The 17,836-nt window shown below is 71.8% G+C and carries 15 protein-coding genes; 3 read left to right on the top strand and 12 right to left on the bottom strand.

Annotated features, from left to right (window positions below; all coding sequences use genetic code 11):
- Positions 1–2 precede the first annotated feature (2 nt).
- Entirely contained in the window at positions 3–950 is a 948-nt protein-coding gene (locus tag IE258_RS09515; protein ID WP_189741580.1) for a GlxA family transcriptional regulator, read from the bottom strand.
- A 155-nt stretch (positions 951–1,105) separates the two neighbouring features.
- Between IE258_RS09515 and IE258_RS09520 the strand changes: the two genes are divergently transcribed.
- A complete protein-coding gene (locus IE258_RS09520; protein ID WP_229892008.1) occupies positions 1,106–1,918 on the top strand; it encodes a Rossmann-fold NAD(P)-binding domain-containing protein in 813 nt (270 codons plus the stop codon).
- A 14-nt stretch (positions 1,919–1,932) separates the two neighbouring features.
- Here IE258_RS09520 and IE258_RS09525 read toward each other — a convergent pair whose 3' ends face one another.
- From IE258_RS09525 to IE258_RS09565, 9 genes are all read right to left on the bottom strand, one after another.
- Positions 1,933–2,607: a response regulator transcription factor gene (locus tag IE258_RS09525; RefSeq protein ID WP_189741583.1), complete on the bottom strand. Its 675-nt coding sequence runs from the start codon at positions 2,605–2,607 to the stop codon at positions 1,933–1,935.
- Entirely contained in the window at positions 2,604–3,887 is a 1,284-nt protein-coding gene (locus IE258_RS09530) for a sensor histidine kinase (protein WP_189741586.1), read from the bottom strand. Before IE258_RS09530 ends, IE258_RS09525 begins: the two co-directional genes overlap by 4 nt.
- 67 nt (positions 3,888–3,954) lie before the next feature.
- Positions 3,955–6,033, bottom strand: coding sequence for an MMPL family transporter (locus IE258_RS09535; protein ID WP_189741589.1), 2,079 nt, complete (start codon positions 6,031–6,033; stop codon positions 3,955–3,957).
- 147 nt (positions 6,034–6,180) lie between these two features.
- Positions 6,181–7,314 (bottom strand): hypothetical protein, encoded by a 1,134-nt coding sequence (locus tag IE258_RS09540; RefSeq protein WP_189741592.1) that lies wholly within the window; start codon positions 7,312–7,314, stop codon positions 6,181–6,183.
- Between the two features lie 99 nt (positions 7,315–7,413).
- Positions 7,414–8,394 (bottom strand): SCO2521 family protein, encoded by a 981-nt coding sequence (locus IE258_RS09545; protein WP_159329104.1) that lies wholly within the window; start codon positions 8,392–8,394, stop codon positions 7,414–7,416.
- Position 8,395: 1 nt separating this feature from the next.
- Complete coding sequence (locus IE258_RS09550) at positions 8,396–9,361, bottom strand: SCO2522 family protein (RefSeq protein ID WP_189741596.1); 966 nt, start codon at positions 9,359–9,361, stop codon at positions 8,396–8,398.
- Positions 9,358–10,275 carry an SCO2523 family variant P-loop protein gene (locus IE258_RS09555; RefSeq protein ID WP_189742620.1) on the bottom strand — a complete coding sequence of 306 codons (918 nt, stop codon included), beginning with the start codon at positions 10,273–10,275 and terminating at the stop codon, positions 9,358–9,360. Before IE258_RS09555 ends, IE258_RS09550 begins: the two co-directional genes overlap by 4 nt.
- Before the next feature lie 2 nt (positions 10,276–10,277).
- The gene (locus IE258_RS09560; protein ID WP_189741599.1) at positions 10,278–12,122 is read right to left on the bottom strand and encodes an SCO2524 family protein; all 1,845 of its coding nucleotides are present in this window, start codon (positions 12,120–12,122) and stop codon (positions 10,278–10,280) included.
- A gap of 83 nt (positions 12,123–12,205) precedes the next feature.
- Complete coding sequence (locus tag IE258_RS09565) at positions 12,206–12,982, bottom strand: SCO2525 family SAM-dependent methyltransferase (RefSeq protein WP_189741602.1); 777 nt, start codon at positions 12,980–12,982, stop codon at positions 12,206–12,208.
- 261 nt (positions 12,983–13,243) lie between these two features.
- Here IE258_RS09565 and IE258_RS09570 point away from each other — a divergent pair, with 261 nt between their 5' ends.
- Positions 13,244–13,801, top strand: a complete 558-nt coding sequence (locus IE258_RS09570; RefSeq protein WP_189741604.1) for a GNAT family N-acetyltransferase — start codon at positions 13,244–13,246, stop codon at positions 13,799–13,801.
- On the opposite strand, the gene IE258_RS09575 is transcribed toward IE258_RS09570, so the two are convergent.
- Positions 13,798–14,493 carry a TerB family tellurite resistance protein gene (locus tag IE258_RS09575; protein WP_189741607.1) on the bottom strand — a complete coding sequence of 232 codons (696 nt, stop codon included), beginning with the start codon at positions 14,491–14,493 and terminating at the stop codon, positions 13,798–13,800. The two genes, IE258_RS09570 and IE258_RS09575, sit on opposite strands and share 4 nt — an antisense overlap.
- A 184-nt stretch (positions 14,494–14,677) precedes the next feature.
- Positions 14,678–16,399, bottom strand: a complete 1,722-nt coding sequence (gene leuA, locus IE258_RS09580; RefSeq protein ID WP_189741610.1) for a 2-isopropylmalate synthase — start codon at positions 16,397–16,399, stop codon at positions 14,678–14,680.
- A gap of 352 nt (positions 16,400–16,751) precedes the next feature.
- Between leuA and IE258_RS09585 the strand changes: the two genes are divergently transcribed.
- Positions 16,752–17,822, top strand: coding sequence for a M4 family metallopeptidase (locus IE258_RS09585; protein WP_189741613.1), 1,071 nt, complete (start codon positions 16,752–16,754; stop codon positions 17,820–17,822).
- Positions 17,823–17,836 lie beyond the last annotated feature (14 nt).

Consider the following 17,836-nt stretch of genomic DNA (forward strand, 5'->3'; position numbering starts at 1 on the left):
CGTCATGTGGCCTCGGCCGGGGAACCGGCCTGTCGGCTGAAGCTCGCGCGATAGGCCGTGGGAGTGAGTCCGACCCGGCCGACCATGTGCTTGCGCAGGGAGTCCGCACTGCCCAGACCGCTCCTCCCCGCTACCTGGTCCATGGGCAGCTCGGTGGTCTCCAACAGCTCCCTGGCCCGGTCGACGCGCCGGTGCAGCAGCCATTGGAGGGGGCTCAGGCCGGTCTCCTCGTGGAAGCGCCGGGTGAGGGTGCGCACGCTGGTCCTGGCGTGACCGGCCAGGTCGGCCAGGGTGAGCGGGCGGTCGAGGTGTTCGAGCGCCCAGGCCCGGGTGGGGGCGAGTGAGGTGCCGCGCTCCGGCGGCAGCGGGGTCTCGATGAACTGGGACTGGCCGCCCGGCCGTACGGGAGGGACGACCGCGAGCCGCGCGGCCGTGTTGGCGGCCGCCGCGCCGTGGTCGACCCTGACCAGGTGCAGGCACAGGTCGATGGCGGCCGCGGCGCCCGCCGAGGTGAAGATGCCGCCGTCCTCGACGAAGAGGAGGTCGGGCTGGACGTCGACGGCCGGGAAGCGAGTGGCGAGGTCGTCGGCCAGTCCCCAGTGGGTGGTGGCGCGGCGCCCGTCGAGCAGGCCGGCCTGGGCCAGTACGAACGCCCCCGTGCACAGGGAGGCGATGCGTGCGCCGGCGGCGGCGGCTTTCCGCAGGGCGGCGAGGACCTCCGCGGGAGCCTGCTCGCCGCCGCTGCCGACGGCGAGCACCGTGTCGGCGCCCGCCATCGCGTCCAGGCCGTCCGGCACCACGATGTCGGGGCCGCCGACGGTCGGTGTCGGGCCGGGGCGCGCGGTACACACCCGCACGTCGTAGTGCTCGGCGTTGTGGAACACCATGAGCGGGATCGAGACGTCGAAGCTCAGTACCGGCGGCACGACGACCGCGGCGACGCGATGCATGGCCAGAACCTCCGGATGGTTGGCATTGTGGCCACTATTCCACGAGGCCGGGGGGCGGCACCGTGGTCGGCATGAAATCTCATGTGATCGTGGGTCGTGGGGCCGCAGCGTCGAGGACCGCTCTTCTTCTCGCCGAGGACGGTGAGCGGGTAAGGATGATCAGCCGGACCGGCGGCGGGCCCGACCACCCGCTCGTCGACAAGGTCGCCGCGGACGCGACCGACACCGATCGGCTCACCGAGCTGACGGAGGGGGCGGACACGCTGTTCACCACGGCCGCTCCGCCGTACCACCGCTGGCCCGAGCTGTTCCCGGTCCTGTCGGCGTCGCTCCTCGGCGCGGCGAGGCGTACCGGGGCCGCGTACGTCATGCTCGGCAACCTCTACGCCTACGGGCCGGTGAGCGGGCCGATCAGGCCGGACTTCCCCCTGTCGGCGACCGGGCCCAAGGGACGGGCCAGGGCGCGGGTCTGGGAGGAAGCCACCGCCTCGGGGGTGAAGGTCACCGAGGTGCGGGCCGCCCAGTTCTACGGCGCCGGCGCCTTCTCGGTGTTCAGCCTCATGGTGCAGCGGCACGTCCTGGAAGGCAGGCTGGCCCTGGTGCCGCAGGAACTCGACGTGCCGCACAGCTACTCGGCGATCGGCGACACCGCACGCACGCTGGTCGCCGCGAGCCGCAACGAGCAGGCGTACGGCCGTGCTTGGCACGTACCCACCTCGACCCTGTCGGTGCGGGAACTGGCCGGGCGGCTCGCCGGTCTCGCGGGCGCACCGGAACCGCGGATGGAGGAGATGACCGAACGCGACCTGACCCTGCTGGCGTTCACCGAGCCCTTCTGGGCGGAGATGCACGAAGTACTCACCGAGCCCGGCCGGCCGTTCGTCGTCGACTTCTCCGAGACCGAGAAGATCCTCGGCGTGAGCGCCACCCCGGTGGACGACGTGCTCGGGGAAGTGATGAGCCGCTAGCAGGTCGGGGCAGGTCAGCCGGTGCCGATGCCCGGCGTCACCAGGCCCGACTCGTAGGCCACGATGACCAGTTGGGCCCGGTCTCTGGCCTTCAGCTTGCCCATGATGCGGCTGACGTGGGTCTTCGCGGTGAGCGGGCTCAGGCCCAGGGTGTCGGCGATCTCCGTGTTGGTGAGGCCCCGGGCCACCAGGGTGAGGACCTGGCGTTCCCGGTCCGAAAGGCAGTCGGGGCCCGATCCGGGCGTGTGCAGGGCCGACGGGCTGCGCAGGAAGCGCTCGATCAGGCGGGCCGTCGGGCCGGGCGAGAGAAGCGCGTCGCCCGCCGTCACCGTGCGGATGGCGTCCAGGAGTTCGGCGGGCTTCGTGTCCTTGACCAGGAATCCGGAGGCGCCCGCGTGGAGCGCCTCGACGATGTTCTCGTCGGTGTCGTAGGTGGTGAGGACCAGCACCTTCACACCTGCCAGGTCCTCGTCGGCGGCGATCAGCCGGGTCGCCTCGATGCCGTCCAGGTCGGGCATGCGTACGTCCATGACGACCAGGTCGGCGCGTTGAGTGCGGGCCAGCTCCACGGCCTCGCGGCCGGTGCCCGCCTCGCCGACCACCTCCATGTCGGGGGCCGACGCCACGAGCAGGGCGAACGCCGCCCGGACGAGGTTCTGGTCGTCCGCCAGCAGCACGCGTATCGTCATCCGGTTCTCTCCGAGGTGATCGTCGTGGTCGTCGTCAGGGGCGTGGCAGGCGTCGGTAGTACGGCCGTCACCTCGAAGCCGTCGGCGTCCTCGCGCGGCCCGGCGTCGAGTGTGCCGCCGACGCTGCGGGCCCGCTCCCGCATGCCGACGAGGCCGAAGCCGGGGGTGCCGGACGGGTCGGGTCCGGTGCCGTCGTCGGTGACGGACAGGCGCAGGGCGGCCGGCCCGGCGTGCACCTCGACGCGGACGGACGGTTTCGGCCCCGCGTGCCGTACGACGTTGGTCAGCGCCTCCTGCGTGATGCGGTAGACGGCGGCACCGACCGCCGGCGGGACGTCGTCGGCGTCCACCGACAGGTCCACGTGTGCTCCGGCCAGCCGGGCGCCGTGCGCCAGGTCGGACAGGCCGCGCAGGCCGGGCAGCGGGCCGCGGGCGTCGGGGACGGCGGCGGCGTCCTGCGCCCTGAGCACCTCGAGGGTGGTGCGCAGTTCGCCGCGCGCCGAGCGGCAGGTCTCGGCGATGTCGTCGAGGGCCTTGGCGACGGCCGCGCGGTCCAGGCGCTCGGGGTCGGCGGTCAGCACGTGGGCGGCGACCGAGGTCTGCACCCCGATGAGGGTGATGCTGTGCGCCAGCAGGTCGTGCAGGTCCCGGGCGACCCGCAGGCGTTCCTCGGCGACGCGCCGCCGGGCCTCCTCCTCACGGGTGCGTTCGGCGCGTTCGGCGCGCTCGACGATGGAGGCGACGTACTGGCGGTAGTACCGGACGTCGATGCCGCAGAAGAGGATGGCGATGACCCAGCCCGAGATGCGGATCAGTTCGAGCGCCTGGTGGGTGTCGACGGTGAGCATGATGCTCACGGACGCGGTGAGGACGGCGATGCCGGTCAGGATGGTGCGCAGCGGACGGCCGGTGACGGCCAGCGTGTAGAGGGCCACGTAGGAGGCAGGGCCCACGGCGGTGTGGTTGTTGTCCATCGCGTGGTACGGCGCGACCACGGCGAACAGCACCGCGAGCACCAGCAGCGGGTGGCGCCGCCGCCACACGATCGGGACGTGCGCGGCGACCAGCAGCGTCCAGCCGAGGGCGTCCGGGCGGCGGCCGTCGCCGGTGAACAGCGCCAGGCAGACGGCGCCGAGGAGGAGGACCCCCGCGAGCACGGCGTCGTTGCGGGTGCCGTGCGGGGCGGTGCGCGGGTCGCGGTTGATCGCGGCGATGACCCGCTCGCCCCTGCGGGGCCGGGCGGTGGGCCCCCGGTTCGTCGCTGTCGTGGTTGCCTGCACGCGTCCATACTCCGCGACGGACGCGCCCCTCCGGGAGGGGAGGGGCGCGCTCCGGTCGCCGGGCGGCTCAGACACCGACGGGCTCCCGCAGGTCGTCCGGCGCGGAACGGCCGGGCTCCCGCGACAGCCGGCCCGGCCACCACACCCGGCGCCGCAGGGCGACGCTGGCGCTGGTGACCAGGTAGGTGCGGACGAGGAAGGTGTCGAGCAGGACGCCGACCGCGATGACGAAGCCCAGCTCGACCAGCTGCACCATCGGCATGCTGGTGAGCACCGCGAAGGTGGCCGCGAGGACCAGCCCGGCCGAGGCGATGACGCCGCCGGTGGTGCGCAGCGCGGACAGCGCCGCCCGGGTGGGTTCGGCGCCCTTCAGGGACTCCTCGCGCATCCGGTGCATCAGGAAGATGCCGTAGTCGACGCCGAGGGCGACCAGGAAGACGAAGGAGAGCAGGCCGAGCCCGGGGTCGGTGCCCTCGAAGCCGAAGAGCGGACCGAAGACGAGGCCGCCGATGCCGAGGGCCGCGCCCCACACGGCGACGACGGCGGCGACCAGGATCAGCGGCGCGACCAGCGAACGCAGCAGCACCGTGAGGATCAGCAGGACCGACAGCAGCACGAGCGGTACGACGATGGCGGTGTCCCGGGCGTTGGTGTCCTCCAGGTCGATCTGCTCGGCGCTGGGGCCGCCGACGTAGGAGCCGTCGAGCCGGTCGCGCAGGGCCTCGATGGTGGCGGTCTCGGCGGCCGACTGGGGCGGCGCGGAGGCCAGTACGGTCAGCTCGGTCCAGCCGCCGCCGCTGCGGCCCGCCTCGGCGCTCTCGACGCCGCGGGTGTCGCGGATCTCGGCGAGCGCGGCCTCGGCGCGGTCGGTGGGGCTGATGACGCTGATCGGCTGGGTGCCGGAGCCCGGGTAGGCGTCGGCGAGGGTCTCCATCGCGGCGATCGCGTCGGGGCGGGTGGTGAAGGAGTCCTCCTGCTTGAGGTTGCCGGGCAGGGCGAAGGAGCCCAGCGCGAGCGCGCCGAGCAGGACGGCGCCGCCCACCAGGACGGTGCGGGGCCGGCGTTCGGCGGAGCCGCCCATCGCGGCGAACAGCGAGCGGCGGGCCTTGGGCGTGCTGCCGTAACGGGGCACCAGTGGCCAGAAGACACGGCGGCCCAGCAGCACCAGCAGCGCGGGCAGCAGGGTCAGCATGGCGACCAGCGCGCACAGCACGCCGACGGTGCCGAGCGGGCCCATCCCGCGGCTGGAGTTGAGGTCGGCGGCGAGCAGGCACAGGAGCCCGGCGGCGACGGTGCCGGAGGAGGCGAGCACGGCGGGCCCGCAGCCGCGCAGGGCGGCGAGCATCGCGTCGTACGGCCGCTCGGTGCGGCGCAGTTCCTCGCGGTAGCGGGAGACCAGCAGCAGCGCGTAGTCGGTGCCGACGCCGAAGACGAGGATGGTCATGATGCCGCTGCTCTGGCCGGAGACGGAGGTGCCGAACCCCTGGTTGAGGCCGTAGGCGACGGCCAGGGAGAGGTAGTCGGCGAGTCCGGCGACGGCGAGCGGCACCAGCCACAGGAAGGGGCTGCGGTAGATGAGGATCAGGAGGAGGGCGACCACGCCGGCGGTGGTGTAGAGCAGCGGGCCGTCGAGGGAGTCGTAGACCTCGGAGGCGTCGGTGGCGAGCCCGCCGGAGCCGCCGACCTCGACGCCGAGCCCGTCGCCCCCTCGTGCGATGTCCCGTACGTCGTTGACGAGTGCGTCGCGCGCCTTCTCGTCCGTGCCGGGCTCGTTGGACGCCACCGGGTACATGAGGGTGGTGCCGTCTTTGGACGGGATGCCGACGGGGCGCCCGGTGAGTTCGTGCGCGGCGGCGATCTCGGCGACCTGCCCGGCGGCGGTCGCCCGGTCGGCGGCGGTCAGTCCGGCGTCGCGGTGGTAGACGAGGACCATCTCGGTGGCCTCGCCGCCCGGCAGCCGCTCCTGGATCTTGGCGACCTGCGTCGAGTCCGCGCTCGCGGGCAGGTAGTCGACGGCCCGGTCGCGCTGCACGTCGCCGAGTTTCGCCGCGAACGGCGAGGCGATCGCCAGCACGGCGATCCACAGTCCGAGTACCAGCCAGGGCACGGCCCGCCGCCGCCCCGCGCCTGTCGTTGTGGCCCCCATCTGGCGGGCCTCCCTCCGGTGGGTGTCTGGGTGTGTCTCCAGACTTCCGGCGGCGGGGCGGCGACGCGTCGGGCGTGAGGGCGAGCTCCGGGTTACTGCCCGGGGAGACGCGGGGCCCTCGTTACTCCCCGGGGAGTACGGCGGCCCTCAGGCCCGGTCGACCATCCAGTTGCCGTCCTCCTCGTCGTCGACGCGCACCTCCAGTTCGCGCAGGCCCATGCCCGCGTCCCAGAGTTCCCTGAAGCGCTTGAGCCGGTCCCGTACGTAGTCCTGGCGCGCGGTGAGCCGGGTACGGACGTTGACGTCCCGCAGGTCCTGCTCGATCTCGAACGACACCTCCTCGTCGTAGAGGATGAAGTCGTTGGTGGTGCCGCGCTGGAGGTGCGGGGGCAGTTCCGGCAGGACCGCCGCGCGGACGTCGATGCGGCGCAGTTCCTGCTCCTCGCACAGCCGCAGCAGCCGGTCGTCGAGTTCGCGGGCGCTCTCCAGCAGGAACAGGCGGCGTACCGCGACGCCCTGTTCGTCGATGGCCGCCTGCTGGGCGTCGAGGTAGCGCCCGGCGGGCTCGCTGTTCCAGAACTGCCGGTCGACGGAGGTGCTGGTGGCGAGGATGGACTGCTCGGCGGCCTTGGTGAGGGTGAGCATCCAGTCGTGGTTCTCGCCGGGGCACTCGGCGCTCAGGTTGGTGAGGTCCGCCATGTGGCCGACCACCCGGGACATCTCCATGTGCACGAAGGTGTGCAGGATGGAGGGGCTGGGCAGCAGGACGTCGGCGAAGCCCTTGGCCAGGTCGGGCACGCTGTCGATGCGGACCGGGTCCAGCGTGCGGGCGGCCTCGGCGGACCGGTGGTCGACCTGGGTGACGTGCGTCTCGACCAGCTGCTTGACGTCCTCGGTGTGCCGGGTCAGGCCCGACTTCAGCTCGGTGTCGTACCGGCTGAGACCGTCGCGTACGGCGGCGGTGTTCTCGGCGAGGGCGTCCTCCACCCGGCGGGTGTGCTCCTCCAGCCGGGTGTGTTCCTCCGGCCGGTCCGGTGCCGGGCGCGGGGCCAGGCCGAGGACGTACTGGACGGCCAGCGCGGCGGCGGCGCAGAGTACGGCGGCCACGAACTGCCGCACGGTGCCGTCGTCCGGGTCGAGGAGGGCGGCGACGCTCCAGAAGAGGCCGCCGACGACCAGGGCGACCAGCAGCATGCGGGCCCAGGGGGACTCCGCCCTCGGGTCGATCGGGTTGGTCGTGCGGGGCGTGTCGTCGGGTCGGGGTGACTGTGCCGTGCTCATCTCGCTCTCTCCCCCCGTTGGGATACGCGTCGGATCGTGCGGGGATGTGCGTGCGGTGACGGGCGTGCGGTGCTGCGCGTGCCGGACGGCGTGCCTCGGTCAGGGAGCCGGTTCCACCTCCCGGTGGGCTGCGGGGATGGCGTGCAGGGTGAGCTGGTCGCGGATGCGCTGCACCAGGGCCTGCCACTGCCGGGTGAAGCCGGGGCGCTCCTCCAGCGGGTCCCACAGCGCGGCCAGTTCGCGGCCGACCCGGGCGCCTGGCATCCACAGGTGCAGCAGGTGGTCGACGGCCGGGCGCAGCGTCCGTACGACCGTGCCGGCGTCCTGTGCGGCGCCGGCGCCGAGCCGGAGGCCGTCGAGCATCCGGACGACGGTGGTGAGCAGCCAGTCGTGCAGGGCCAGGTCGTCGCAGAGCGCGGCCAGTTCGGCGCCGGTGGTGCCTTCGGGCACCCGCAGGCGTACGGTGCGCAGTTCGTCCTCGGCGAGGGTGAACCGTTCCAGCGAGGGGCCCTCGCCGGGGGCCGCGGGCAGCGCCGCCCAGCGCAGTCGGGTGGGGCGGGAGCGGAAGGGCGGGCGCTGGTCGAGCAGGGGGTGGCGCAGCACCCGGGTGAGCAGGCCGTCGGCGATGAGTCCGACGTCGAGGTCGCCGTGGCGGGGGCCGCCGAGGACGCCCTGGGCGACCGCCTCGTGCGGGAGCTTGCCGAGCGGTTCGACGACTCCGGGCCGCACCAGGTACTCGCCCCAGGGCCGCCGCTGGTCGGGTCCGGTGCCGGGCACCCGGCAGTACGCGGAGGTCTGCAGCACGCGGCCCTCGGTGAGCGCGGCGTGCGCGGTGACGGTGCCAACGGCGCGGACGCGGGCGCCGTTGGCGCTGGGCAGGGGGCAGTCGACGCCGGTGAGGGTCTCGGGGGAACGCGCGTAGAGGCCGGGGCGCTCGGAGAGCAGGACGCGTTCGTCGGCGCGCAGGCCGAGGAGCTGGGCGGCGGAGCGGATGTCGAGGGCCTGCCGGGCGGGCAGCAGACAGGTGCGGATCTCGCCGCAGGCGAGGACGGCGGGCGGGGTGCTCTGCCGCGGCGCCATGTCAGGGCCCCGAGTAGTACACGTAGGAGATGCGGTCGGCGACCGAGTCGGGGACGGCCATGCGTTCCTTCCCGGAGCGGTCGGCGACCTGCGCGAGTGCTCCCGGGTCGACCTCGATCTGGTCGAGGATCACGCGGACGGCGTGTTCGACGGGGAGGAAGCGGGTGGGCAGGACGGAGCAGGTGCGGTAGGCGGCGAAGGGGTCCGCGCGCTCGTTGAGCTTCAGCAGGGTGGGCAGCTCGTCCCACTTGTCGGGGAAGCCGCCGGCGGTGTGCGGCTGCGGGGCGAGGACGGCCTCGCCCTCGTTGCGCAGGAGTCCGAGGCGGGCCAGCTGCCACACGGCGGCGAGGAAGGGGCAGGACCACAGGCGCTGCCCGTCCGCGTCGTCGCTCCACAACTCGACGTCGAGGAAGACGGAGTGGCGGCGGGCGGCGGTCTCGTGCGGCGGCTGCCAGGGCGCGGCCCGCTTCATGGCCTGCGGGGCGCGGGCGACGGGGCTGCGTTCGCCGTTGGCGAGCCAGCCGGTCTGTGCGGCGGGCGGCCGCAGACCGTAGCTGCCGGGGGGCGGTGACTCGACGATGCGGGCGGCCACCGCCTCGGCGACGGGCACCTTTCCGGTGACGGCGCAGCCGGACTCGCGGGCCAGGTAGTCGACGGTCAGTCCGGCCCGCTCCGCCTCCGCGAGGAGCATGGGGACGACCTCGGCGGGGGTGGAGAAGCGGGTGAAGTAGTCGTCGATGAGGAAGCAGGTGCTGATCCGGGGCCGTTTGCCGCCGGCCCGGGCGGTGGCGGCGGTGCGGGCCGCCTCCACCCAGGGCCGTACTTCGGCGAAGTGCGCGCGCAGCCGTTCGGGGCCGGCCTCGAAGTCCTCCATGTAGAGGTGGCCCAGCTCCACGGAGAGGTGGGCCAGCGGCACCGACTGGGTGCGCGGCTCGGCGGCGGTCTCGCGGAACACGGGCTCCGTCACAGCCGCCCCCAGTGGGTGTCGTCCGTCAGGCGCCGGGCGATCTCCTCCAGCGCTTCCAGGGTCTCCTTGTTGGCTATCTGGGTGGAGAGGACGTCCTCTTCGGTGATCAGTTGCTCCTGCCACTGCAGGATCGGTTCCAGCGGCACGATGCCGAGGACGACGCTGTCGCCGATGCGGTGCTCGGCGGCGAGCCGGCGCAGCGCCTCGTCGCACGCCTGCATCCAGGTGGCCTGGGCGGTGGAGCCCTGCGCCCACAGGGGCGACTCGGGGTCGGGCACGGCGGCCCGCACGAAGCGGATCGCGGCGCGCAGGTCGTCCTCGTCGTGACCGCGTTCGACGCCGCCGCCGATGATGCCGTGCTCGGCGTGGACGAGTCCGGAGGCGGCGATGACGTGCTGGCGGGTCCAGCGGTGGAAGACCAGCCAGCGGAAGGGGACGTTGCGCATCCGGGGGTGGGCGGTGGCGTCGAGGACCATGTCCACGGCGTAGCTGCGGCCGGCGCTGAGGTCGACGAAGGTGACGTCGAACTCGTTGTTGAGCTTGAGCAGCAGGTCGACGCAGCGCTCCAGGGCCTCCTCGCCGGTGGCGAACTCGCCGCCGCCCGCGTCGCCGGGGAACAGCACCAGGCGGCCGGACTGGTTGGGGCGGGCGCGCAGCAGGGGGTGCTCGGTCTGCCGCCAGACGTCGATCCGGACCGGTTCGGCGGTCTCGCCCTCCAGGTAGGAGTGCAGGCCGCGTTCCTCGGTGCCGCGCATGGCGCCGGGCACGTCGAAGACGGCGGCGGCGGTGGGTGAGCCGAAGTCGAAGTCGACGTAGGCCACGTGGTCACCGGTGAGTGCGCGCTGGTAGGCCAGGTTGGCGCTGGTCACCGAGCGTCCCGTGCCTCCCTTGTCGGAGGCGGCGAAGACCAGCACGCTCACACCTCCTGGGCGGCGGCGCCCCTGGCCTGGGCCAGGGTGTCGAGTTCCTGGAGCACGGGCAGGGCCAGTGCGAACGCGGTCGCGGGCCGTTCGTCGACCATGCCGCGGGCGTGGTCGAGGCGGCTCTCGATGCTCCGCATGGCCCTGGCTCTGCTTCCGTCGGCGGCGGCGGGCGCCTCCAGCTGCTCCCTTCCGAACAGGTGGGTGGCCTCGCTGAGCAGTTCCCGGGCCAGCTCGGCCAGTTCGGGGCTGCGGATGGGCTGCTGCTCGTACAGGATGCGGGCGGCGACGAGGCATTCGGTGACGCGCTCGGTGATGCTCCAGGACATGCGCAGCCCGGCGTCCTGGGCCTCGGGGTAGACGGCCTGGATGTTGTCCCAGAGGCCGGCGCCCTCCTCCTCGTCGATGCGGCGCTTCCACAGGTGCTCGAAGGACTGCTCGGCGAGGCGGAGCAGGCGGTCCTGGGCGCCGATGTTCCGGGAGAGTTCGGCGAGTTGGATGATCCGCTTGAGGAGCTGGGCGGAGAAGTCGGTCATCCGCCACAGCAGTTGGCCGCCGGCCCGCTCGGATCCGGCGAGCGGCATGGTGACGCCGGGGGTGTGCAGCAGGAGGGTCGGGTCGTTCTTGGTCATGCGGCTGGTGACCCGGCCGCGGTCGGCGAGGCGCTCCATGATGGCGACGGTGCGGGTCAGGTCGTCGTCGGTCGCCTTCCGGCGGACCAGGTCGTGGACGAGGATGGCCGCGACGGTCAGGGAGAAGTACTCGGACTCCAGGCGCAGGCCGGTGGTCTGCCAGGGCAGGTCCTCCAGGGGCCAGCGCTCGCCGCCGAAGCGGGCGATGGCGGACCAGTACTGCTGGCTCAGCTCCCAGCGCAGGCGCAGCATCTCGGCGAGTTTCTGCTGGTCCTCGTCGAGCAGGCCGAGGGTGAGGGTGCGGTCGGAGAACAGGTCCTGGATGCCGTCGAGGGCGACGACGGTGAAGTACACGTAGGGCAGCCGGTCGGCGATGCCGTCGGGCTGACCGGGGACGTCGACGGTCAGGTCGGTGATCTGCGGTGCGTCCTTGACGATGCCCCAGGCCCAGCCGCACTCGAAGAGCTGGCTCTCGTCGCGGATGCCCTCGTCGACCTGGATGCCTCGGGACAGGCTCTCGATGATGGTGGCGCGCAGCGGGCGTAACCGGCGGGAGAACTGCTGGAGGACGATCCGGTCGGACTGGCCGCCCTGGCCGATGACCTCGATCAGCCGCTTGCCCTGCTCCGACTCGGCGTCGAAGACGTTCACCGAGAAGGACCGCAGCAGGCTGACCATCGCGGAGGTCAGCCGGGCGTTGGTGGCGTCCCTCAGTTCGGCGATGGCCTTGAGGACCTCGGGCCGGGTGGTGGTGCCCTCGTAGACCTTGAGGAAGCCGAGGGTGGCCAGGCACAGCGTGACGGACATGGAGTAGGAGTCGACCACGCCCAGTTGGCGCTGTTCGTGGCTGACCGTGCCGCCGGGCTCGGAGGGGCGGAAGTAGTGGCCGCCGGAGAAGGTGGGGCTGTCGTCCGTGCCGGTGTGGGTGCGCATGAACTGGGTCAGCGCGGCGATCAGGTTGGGCGGGATCTCCAGCCGGCTGCCGACCCGGTCGAGGGCGCGCAGGACGTCACGTTCGGTGGTGTCCGGCTGGTCGAGCCGGAATGCGGGGACCTCGGTGGCCGGATACAGCAGGCACAGCAGGCGTTCGGCGTCCGCGACACTGCTCAGTCCGTCGGTGTCCCCCCGGACGAGCTTCCCGTCGTCGAACGAATGACGGGCCATGGCCTGCCAGATGTCCAGCAGGTGCTGCCGTGGCTTGATCTGCATCCCCGCACCCCTCGTACAGACCTCGTTGCCCTGTGTTCGGCACGTCCCCGTTGCGATGGTCCCCGTTGAGCATGTCCCCGTTCCTACGGGACGGCAATCGCCGAATTGCGCCGTCCCAGGGCGAGGAGCATGCCCTCGTGCCCCGGGCGCACCGAGTGGTGCAGATCGTGGATCTCCAGCTCCGCGGTGAACGGCTCCAGGCTCAGTTGGACCGTTTCCTCGTTCACCCGGTAGGCCGGGTAGTCGTGTTCGCCGACGCGGTAGCCGACGGACTCCTTCATGAAGGCGGCGGCGAACGGCGCTCCCTCGTCGAGGGCGTTCATGAAGCAGCGCACGCCCCGGTGGAACTCCTCGGGTGCCTCGGACATGGAGTCGGCGACGAAGAACATGGTCCCCAGGGACCAGCGCCGGTCCCCGCCCTCCAGGTCGAACAGGTTGCCGCGCTCCACCCGGACGACCTCGCCGACCCGCCCTCTGGGCTCCACCTCGGCGTAGGCGGGAACCTTGCGCAGCTCGTCCCAGAAGGGGTCCCAGGCGATGTCGTACCCGGCCGGGGAGATCTGCTTCTCCAGGTATTCGACGTTCGGGTGGGCGTATTCCAGCAGGAGGAGCTTCTCGCACCAGGGGAGCATGGACAGGGCCGGGTACAGGTTGGCTCCGGCGCCGACGTCGATGCCACGCGCGGAGCGCGGGGGGGCTCCCTCGAAGCAGCGGGTGAAGTAGTCGCGCATCAACCGGACGATCAGCAGGTCCACTTCGAGTGGCGTCCGGTAGTTGTTGTCGACGTACACCTCCGGATCGAACTTCGACCAGGGCGCGTCGGCGTTGCGATCCATAGTAGTCACCCTGCCACGTTCCATTCGATTTTGGACAAACCCTCACTACCGTTCACGGTAAGTGACACGGCCACTACGGAACAGCGAGGGAACACGCCATATACGCCATCCTCATCCGCCCGGCGCACGTCGGGCGCATGGTCGCACACCCGAACTCGCCCTTGCATGAGGGAAGTTGGACGCTCACTCTAGCCAGAAGCAGACACCGGCCGCCACATGTGTCCTTCACTCGACCGTGTGCGGCCGGGATGCCCACGAGTTGACGCAGTCTGACCAGGGGGTTGCATGACCGCCGAACCGCTGGAACGTTCCCTCGACCACCACGACCAGCTCACCCGCCCCGGCCTGCCACCGGACGACCTGCCACTGGACCTGCGCACGGCACGGGAGTCCGACCTGCCGGAACTGCGGCGGCTGGACGAGGAGGTCTTCCAGGAATTCGCCTATCCCGGGTTCCTGCTGCGCCAGCTCTTCGACATGTACGAGGAGCACTTCCTCGTCCTCGACGACGGTACGGGCCGGCTGCGCGGCTACGTGCTGGCGGCCACCCGGACGCTGGGCAGGGACAGCTGGATACTCGGGCTGTGCGTGACCCTGGACCGGCGCCGCCACGGGCTGGGCCGGGAGCTGATGCGGGAGGCCCTGAGCCGGTTGCGCCGGGACGGCATACAGGTGGTCCGCCTCACCGTGGAGCCCGCCAACCTCGCCGCCATCTTCCTCTACCGCTCCCTGGGCTTCCGCCCCGAGGAGCCCGACGGCGGACTGCGTCCGGACTACTTCGGACCGGGCATGCACCGCCAGATCATGCGGCTGGACCTCGGTCCTGACCAGGGCCTGCCCTAGGAGGGCGTGCCCGCCGACTCCAGGAGGCGGGTGACGTCGTCGGAGCAGATGGTCAGGGCCGCGCCGACGGTGGCCAGGGCGTCGCGCTCGGCGGGGGTGTAGGGGCCGTCGGCCAGGGCGATGCGGGCACCCTGCAGCAGGATCGACTCGCGGCCGACGGCGGCGAGGTGCGGTGCCAGCGGGTCGAGGGCCTCGTGCAGTTCTATCGCCAGGCCCGGCACGCAGGGCTCGCCGCGGACCCGGCCGGTGTCCGCCTCCAGTGCCTCCACGAGCGCGTTCAGCTGGTCCTCGGTGCAGTCCTCGAAGCCGGCCGCGCGCACCGCGACGGTCGCGGTCTCCAGCGAGGTGCGGGAACAGGTGCCGCCCGCGGTGAGGACCGCGAGGGCGACGGTGTGCACGGCGTCGCGGAGCATCGCGGAGAAACGCGTGGTGGTCGGGTGGTCGAGGACGTCGGTGCCGTAGTGGCGGCGGCAGGCCGCGCACTCGACGGTCGGCGCGGACTCGCCGCGGGGCAGGACGGGCACGCCGAGCAGGGTGAAGCGGCGGCGGCCGGTGAGCCGCGCGTAGTTGCGGTCGCCGCCGCAGCCGGGGCAGAAGAACTCGCCGTCGCCGACGGGCGTCCACGCGGTGCGGGTGCCCAGGATGCGTGGCAGCCGGGCAGCTCGGCCGTTCGGTCCCCGTCCAGGCAGCACGTCGCACCTCCATAACGGCGCGACAGCATCGTCGCGCTGGCGTGATGTTAGCCACATCACCGACGTGGAGTCAGTACCCAGGACGAGACCTTTCCGTGACCATCACAGATATATGGCCGGTATATGACGGGGTCCCGCCCACCGGTTTCCGGCGGGCGGGACCTCAAACCGCTGATTCGGCTGGTCAGCGGGTCGCGCGGTTGACGGCGGAGACGACGGCCTTCAGCGAGGCGCGCGTGGTGTTCGCGTCGATTCCGATGCCCCACAGCACCTTGTCGCCGATGGCGCACTCGATGTAGGAGGCGGCCTGCGCGGAGGCACCCTCGCTCATCGTGTGCTCCTGGTAGTCCAGCAGCCGTACGTCGATGCCGACGCCCTGCAGCGCGTGGAAGAACGCCGAGATCGGGCCGTTGCCGGTGCCGACCAGGGTGGTCTCCGCACCGTCGACCGTGGCGTCGACGGTGAGGGTGTCGACGCCGTCGCGGTCGGTGGTGGTCTGCCCCTTGGCCACCTGGATGCGGCCCCAGGGGTTGTCCGGGTTGGGCAGGTACTCGTCCTGGAAGACGTCCCAGATCGCGGTCGGCGTGATCTCGCCGCCCTCGGCGTCGGTCTTGGCCTGGATCAGCTTCGAGAACTCGATCTGCATCCGGCGCGGCAGGTCCAGGCTGTGGTCGTTCTTCAGGACGTAGGCGATGCCGCCCTTGCCGGACTGCGAGTTGACCCGGATGACCGCCTCGTAGGAGCGGCCGACGTCCTTGGGGTCGATGGGCAGGTACGGGACCGCCCACTCGATGTCGTCGACGGTGACGCCCCTGGCCTTCGCGTCGGCCTCCATGGCGTCGAAGCCCTTCTTGATGGCGTCCTGGTGGGAGCCGGAGAAGGACGTGTAGACCAGGTCGCCCACGTACGGGTGGCGCGGGTGGACCTCCATCTGGTTGCAGTACTCCCACGTGCGACGGATCTCGTCGATGTCGGAGAAGTCGATCTGCGGGTCGACGCCCTGGGAGAACAGGTTCATGCCCAGGGTGACCAGGTCGACGTTGCCGGTGCGCTCGCCCTGCCCGAACAGGCAGCCCTCGATGCGGTCGGCGCCGGCCATCAGCGCCAGCTCGGCCGCCGCCACCGCCGTACCGCGGTCGTTGTGCGGGTGGACGGACAGGCAGACGTGCTCGCGGCGGGACAGGTTGCGGCCCATCCACTCGAAGCGGTCGGCGTGCGTGGACGGGGTGGAACGCTCCACCGTGGCGGGCAGGTTGAGGATGATCTCGCGGCCGGGGCCGGGCTGGTAGGTGTCCATCACCGCCTCGCAGACCTCCAGGGCGAAGTCCAGCTCGGTGTCGGTGAAGATCTCGGGGCTGTACTGGTAGCCGAACTCCGTCTCGGGGCCCAGCAGTTTCTCGGCGTACTCCATGACCAGACGGGTGCCGTCGACCGCGATCTGCTTGATGTCGTCGCGCGAGCCGCGGAAGACGACCCGGCGGAAGACCGGGGCGGTGGCGTTGTACAGGTGGACGGTGGCCCGCTTCGCGCCCTTCAGGGACTCCACCGTGCGCTCGATCAGGTCCTCGCGGGCCTGGGTCAGTACGGAGATGGTGACGTCGTCCGGGATGGCGCCGGGCTCCTCGATGATGGAGCGCACGAAGTCGAAGTCGGTCTGGCCGGAGGCCGGGAAGCCGACCTCGATCTCCTTGTAACCCATCTTGACCAGCAGGTCGAACATGGCGCGCTTGCGGACCGGCGACATGGGGTCGATCAGGGCCTGGTTGCCGTCGCGCAGGTCGGTGGAGAGCCAGCGGGGGGCGGTGGTGATCCGCTGGTCGGGCCAGGTGCGGTCGGCGATGTCGACCTGCTCGTAGCCGCGGTACTTGCCGGTCGGCATGGGGCTGGGCTGCTGGCGGTTGGCCATGATGGCGTGGGCTCCTCGTGATGTCCGCGGATCTCGGCGGTGTCCGCGTCGTCCGCGTGTCCGGAAGGACGGCCGACGGCACCACCAAGCTCCGCGGGGAGGGAGTCGGCCTCTACAGGCCCTCGCCGCGGCAGCTAAGGAGAAGCAGCCCGAATCGCATGATGCCCAGCACCTTAGCCGAGTCACGCGGGTCACGCGGGTCCGTATCAGTATGCGGGATCGAGGGAACAAGCGGGACAAAAAGTGCCGTATACCACTCCCGGCCGGGGCGCGGGGACACCTTTGCACCGCTGTGCACCAATCGTGGTTGCGGGTGGTGACAGGCTGGTCACGCAGTGCGAGAGTGCCGGACATGACGACATACGGGGGCTTCCAGCCCGTCTTCTGCACCATCGTGCCGCCCCACGTCCTCGACCGGCTCGCCCGGAACACGGACCCGGTGCTGGCCGGGCCCGCCCGCCGCACCCTCCAGCGCGACGCCCTGGAGCGCGCCCGCCGCGGCCTGACCACGGTCATCGGCGCCCCCTCCGTGGCCCCGCGCGCGGGCGCCGAGCCCGAGAAGCCGCAGCGCACGATCTACGACGCCCGGCACGGCACCGACCTGCCGGGCCGCGAGGTGCGCGGCGAGGGCGAGGAGCCCGGCCAGGACGCCACCGTCAACCGCGCCTACGCGGGTCTGGGCGCCACCTTCGAGCACTACCTCAAGGTGTACCGGCGCAACTCCATCGACGGTCAGGGCCTGCCGCTGGACGCGACCGTGCACTACGACCGCGAGTACAACAACGCCTTCTGGAACGGCGAGCAGATGGTCTTCGGCGACGGGGACGGGGAGATCTTCCTCGACTTCACCATCGCCCTGGACGTGATCGGCCACGAGCTGACCCACGGCGTCACCCAGCACACCGCCAACCTGACCTACTACGGCCAGCCCGGCGCCCTGAACGAGTCGGTGTCGGACGTCTTCGGCTCCCTGATCAAGCAGTACTCGCTCGGCCAGACCGCCGCCGAGGCCGACTGGCTGATCGGCGCCGGGCTGCTCGCCCCGCGCGTCACGGGTGAGGCGCTGCGCTCGATGAAGGCACCGGGCACGGCCTACGACGACGACGTGCTCGGCAAGGACCCGCAGCCCGCGACGATGGACGACTTCGTGCGCACCGGCCGCGACAACGGCGGCGTGCACATCAACTCCGGCATCCCCAACCACGCCTTCTACCTGCTGGCCACCGCGCTCGGCGGGCACGCCTGGGAGCGGGCCGGACAGATCTGGTACGACGTGCTGACCGGCGGCGAGCTGGCCGAGGACGCGCTGTTCGCGGACTTCGCGACGCTGACCCTGAAGGCCGCCCGGGAGCGCTACGGCGACGCGGACGAGCTGGAGGCGGTGCGCAAGGCCTGGGAGCAGGTCGGGGTGCGAACGTCGTAGTTCCGTACTAGACA

This window comes from Streptomyces tendae (assembly GCF_014650435.1).
GTDB classification, from domain to species: Bacteria; Actinomycetota; Actinomycetes; order Streptomycetales; family Streptomycetaceae; genus Streptomyces; species Streptomyces tendae.